Raw genomic sequence first — 4370 nt, 5'->3', positions numbered from 1 at the left:
TTGCCGCCGCCGTTGCAGGTCTGGCGCGCGGCCGCGACGACGTCGCCGAGTTGCGGCTTCGCGCCGCAGGCTTGGGCTTTGCGGATGTCGAGGGTGCGACCTCGATCGGATCGAGCGTCGTGGGTGGAGATGTTTGTGCCGAACCTTCAGCCGGCAGCAGCAGCGATGACAGGGAGCAAACGAGACCGAGGCGCCAACGGCGCGCGGCGGGAGAGGACGGAGACATGAAAGGACTCGCGGTAACGTGGCACGTCACCGCGAACGCGGACTGGCGCATTGCCCGAAAGGCAGTGCTCCGATCCCACCAGGACGCCCCCGCCCGATGTGCTCGCGTGTGACCACGACTGACGGCAGGTCTCCTGGCTCACGGGTCATCGCCTGTCGACGCCTTCCCGGGCCTGATAGCCCAGTGGCAAATTGACGAAAGGCTCGCCGTTTACAGTTGCGGGGACAGCTGCGGCATTGGGGTTACCCTCGCACCGCATTCCCTTTTGATCCCCGAAGGGAACCGTCGACAGAAACGATAGGTGGTGCGCGATGGGCTGTCAATTCGATGCGATTGTCGCACACATGCTTTGCGGGATGATGCCGCGGCGATGACACAGCGACAGCGACATCTACTGCTGACGCGGAGAGGTGACCCGTCATCCTGAGGAGCGCGGCACGCGCGTCTCGAAGGATGCGCGGCCACCAGACGGGCCATCGACCCTTCGAGACGCGCTTCGCGCTCCTCAGGGTGACGGGAAACGCATCACCCTGCTTCGACACATCCCTGCATCACCTCATCGATCTCGGTCCGCGAGAGAGCGCCCATCTCGGCGATGAACACGATTCGCGTGCGTGGCACACCGGGTGCCGGCACGCCGCCGGCAGCCAGCGTCGCGCGTCCGCCGGCGAGTTGAAACACCGTCAGCCGTCCGGGCTGCTCGACCGTCTCGAACAATCCCTTCGCCCGCGCCAGCTTCGGCGCCAGTTTGCCGATCGCCTGCTGCAAGCGCGGCAACCGCACCGGCCGCTCCGAGGTCCAGCTCAGCGTCTCGAACCGGTCGGATGTCGGCCGGCGCGGCGCGGTCTCGCGCGGCGCCGGCACATGATCGAGGTCCGCGGGAAACAGCAGCGCTGCCGGCACCTCGCCATGCAGCGCATCGACCACCACGGCCGCCGGACGCACTGCCCGCACCGCATCGCGGATCGCCGCGCACGCGGCTGCATCAGCCAGATCGACCTTGCTCAGCGCCACCACATCGGCCGCCCGCAACTGCGAGCGCAGCAGCGCATCGTCCAGCGCGGCCACCGGCTGCGTCGCGTCGACCACGCACAGCACCGTCTCCAGCGGCGCTTCCTTCCAGATCACGGGATCCATCAGGTTGCGCACGATGTCGGCGGGATCGGCGATCCCGCTGGTCTCGATCACGATGAACTCGGGACGCGGATCACGCCGCAGCAAGGTTGCGAGCGTGCGCAGCAGATCGCCCTCCAGCGTGCAACAGATGCAGCCATTGCTCAGGCTGACCACGCCGTCGCTGGAGCCGGCGATCAACTCCGCGTCGATGTTGATCGCGCCGAAATCATTGACCACCGCGGCGATGCGCCGGCCTTGCGCATGCGCCAGCAGATGGTTCACGACCGTGGTCTTGCCCGCCCCGAGAAAACCCGCGACCAGCAGGATCGGGACCGCCACATCAGCCCCCAGTGACCGGCCGGCGCACCGGCCGGCCCGGCCGTGCCGCGACGTCGAGGACGCCATCATTGATCAGCGGCTGGCCGCCGACCACGAGGTGCCGCACGCCTTCCGCCGGGCGGTTCATCGCGGAGAAGGTCGCGCGGTCGCTCAGCGTCTCGAAGTCGAACACCACGACGTCAGCGTCGGCGCCGACCTGCAACCTGCCCTTGGCGCGCATCGCGGGCGTACTCGCGGACAGGATTTCCGCCGGGATCAGCGCGCATTTGCGGATGCCCTCGAGCAGCGACACCTTCCGGCGCTCGCGCACCCATTCGCGGATGAAGCGGGTGAAGCAGCCGGCTGAACGCGGATGCGAGGTGGCATCGTCAGGCAGCGGCCAGGCGTCGCCGGTGTAGGGGCGGCCGTCCGACAGCGTCCACGGCATCGCGTCGGACGCGATCGCACCGCCTGGATACAGCACTGCCATGTCGAGCAGATCGCGATGATGCGCGTTGTTCTCAATATCGAGCACATGCCACAGCACCAGCGTCGAGGGTTCCGCGGCCTGCGCCGCCAGCAGCTCCTCGCGGCTGCCGAAGCGGTGACCGTCGGTCACGCGCTGCACCGAATCATAGCCGAGGCCGTTGCGCTCCTCGAATTTCGGATCGCTGAAGAAGGTCGCCGCCAGTACGGTCGAGCCGGTGCCATAGGGATAGGCCTCCACCGTGATCGGCAGGCCCTGTGCCTGCGCTTTCGCGATCAGCGCAACACAGCGTTCGATGTCGGTCTTGCTCGACGAGTTGAAATGGCAGATGTGCATGTGCGCGCCGGTGGCGCCGGCATAGCCGATCAGGCGGATATAAGCCTCGGCCGCGCTCTCGGGATCGACGCGGGACATGTAGGCGACGTGGGTGAAGGTCGGCACCGCATGATCAGCGGCGAGCTGGCACACCGCGGTCAGTTCCTGCACCCCGGCGCCCGGCGCATAGGCGTTGAGAATACCGATGCCGATGCCACCCTCATTCAGTCCGTTGGCAAGGCGCGCGAGGATGCCGCCGACCTCACCCTCGGTCGCCACGTTCTCGATCCAGCGGCGATCGCGCATCGCGGCGCCGAATGATTCCAGCGAGCTTTCCGCATTCGAGCCGGTCATCGCACCGATCCGCGCGAACGCCCAGTTGGCCGCGGCGCCGTAGTTCAGCACCCGTCCCTTTTCGGCCTGACGCTTGTACCAGGATGCCACCGGCAACACGCCGGCCTCGAGGTCGAGCGATGTCGTCACCCCGTCGAACGCCTGCATGCGATCGGCCGGAATGGTCTGGCCATGCGCGTGCAGGTCGATGAAGCCGGGCGCCACCACGAGGCCGGTGGCGTCGATCTGCCGCTCCGCGCCGCCGAGCCCCGTGCCGACCGCGGCGATCTTGCCGTCGACGACGGCGACGTCGCCGATCGCATCCATCCCGCTGGCCGGATCCACCACCCGGCCGCCGCTGATCACCAAACCACCCATCTCGCCACTCCCCGCACTGTCCGACACCGCGGTCCCGGCCGGCCGCTTTCATAAAGGCTTACGACCGGTCCGATGCGGGGCCAAGAGACAAAAATGCATCGCATCCATCGCCGCGCCCCGATCGAGATCGTTGCGACATGGTGTAATGCAATCGTCCCTCACGCGATGCGAGAAGGCTGGCGGGATCAACATCGGCTCAGCTGATTCCCCTCCCGCCCCGTCATCCTGAGGTGGCCGCTTCTTCAGCGGCCCTCGAAGGATCGACGGCCACCGGCGGGGCCGTGCATCCTTCGAGGCTCGCTCCGCTTGCACCTCCAGCGACAAAGGCGAAGCCTTTGCGCGGGGATGACGGGTCTGGCAGTGAGCTTCGTTAGGTCGCACTTGCGTGTCGTGGGGCCAGCCCCCTCCAGAGATCGGCTCTCGGCCTGGTGCGGCTCGCGACGATCTTCGGCGGGGGCCGATCCATCCCGATGGCCGCTTCGAAGGCGCGACGCAGCCGGGGATTTTCGATTTGCGCCTCGAAGCGTCGGACAATAGCCTCGGCATGCGCGTCGCTGCCGGTAATGGCGTGACAGAGTTCCGCGCTCGTTCTGCGGAAGAAGTGGAACGTGCCATCGGCCGAGCCACCCGACCGATCGAGCTCACCAGCCATTGCGAGCACTCGCATCCGGTCGGCGTCGTCGCGCGTGACCGCGAAGCGCAGCATTGCGAGTTGCCACGCGCAGAGCAGCTTGCCCTGCGATTCGGTCGCTCTCTCCCTGCGCATCGATCCAACACCCCGCGCGCCGATGCCCCTTCGGCCGTCGAGGGAGGTCAGGCGCGGCGCGACTATCCTTGCGCGGGAATAGGTTTTCGAGGGGAGCGCGCGCTCGATCGCATAGGAATCGCATAGACGGAGCGCACCGAGTCCCAATTCGCTCAAATCCCCTCGAATTGCAGCCGTGCCAGCCGCGCGTAGAGGCCGCCCGCGGCAACCAGCTCGGCGTGAGTGCCCTGCTCGACGATCCTGCCCTGGTCCATCACCAGGATGCGGTCGCAGGACAGCACGGTGGCCAGGCGATGCGCGATGACAAGCGTGGTGCGATGGCGCATCAATTCCTCCAGCGCGGTCTGCACCAGCGTCTCGCTCTCGGCGTCGAGCGCCGAGGTCGCCTCGTCGAGCAGCAGCAGCGGCGCATCGCGCAGGATCGCGCGCGC

4 protein-coding genes, 1 pseudogene and 1 riboswitch are annotated in these 4370 nt (G+C 67.4%); of the genes and pseudogenes, 1 reads left to right on the top strand and 4 read right to left on the bottom strand.

Translation table 11 applies throughout. The features are described from left to right. Positions 1 to 338, top strand: a 338-nt coding sequence (locus H8B02_RS45660) for a hypothetical protein (protein WP_229172272.1), incomplete at its 5' end; no start/stop codon positions are given. Continuing rightward, positions 333 to 528: riboswitch (cobalamin riboswitch) on the bottom strand. (Overlaps the previous gene by 6 nt.) Positions 529 to 751: 223 nt before the next feature. Here H8B02_RS45660 and H8B02_RS45655 read toward each other — a convergent pair. The 4 genes and pseudogenes from H8B02_RS45655 to H8B02_RS45640 all read right to left on the bottom strand — a co-directional run. Beyond that, complete coding sequence (locus H8B02_RS45655; RefSeq protein WP_229172271.1) at positions 752 to 1681, bottom strand: CobW family GTP-binding protein; 930 nt, start codon at positions 1679 to 1681, stop codon at positions 752 to 754. A gap of 1 nt (position 1682) precedes the next feature. Then, a complete protein-coding gene (locus H8B02_RS45650; protein ID WP_229172270.1) occupies positions 1683 to 3173 on the bottom strand; it encodes an amidohydrolase family protein in 1491 nt (496 codons plus the stop codon). Between the two features lie 370 nt (positions 3174 to 3543). Next, entirely contained in the window at positions 3544 to 4095 is a 552-nt protein-coding gene (locus tag H8B02_RS45645) for a hypothetical protein (RefSeq protein ID WP_229172269.1), read from the bottom strand. After that, positions 4092 to 4370: pseudogene (locus tag H8B02_RS45640) on the bottom strand (ABC transporter); the annotation flags it as partial. The gene H8B02_RS45645 and the pseudogene H8B02_RS45640, both read right to left, overlap by 4 nt.

This window comes from Bradyrhizobium altum (assembly GCF_020889705.1).
GTDB classification, from domain to species: domain Bacteria; phylum Pseudomonadota; class Alphaproteobacteria; order Rhizobiales; family Xanthobacteraceae; genus Bradyrhizobium; species Bradyrhizobium altum.
Note: the sequence above shows the minus strand (reverse complement) of the source record. Positions and strands in the feature narration are given on the sequence as shown.

What these genes read in the sequence shown, in the direction of transcription:
- H8B02_RS45650 (WP_229172270.1), bottom strand. Translation starts at nt 3,173, where the DNA reads ATGGGTGGTTTGGTGATCAGCGGCGGCCGGGTGGTGGATCCGGCCAGC.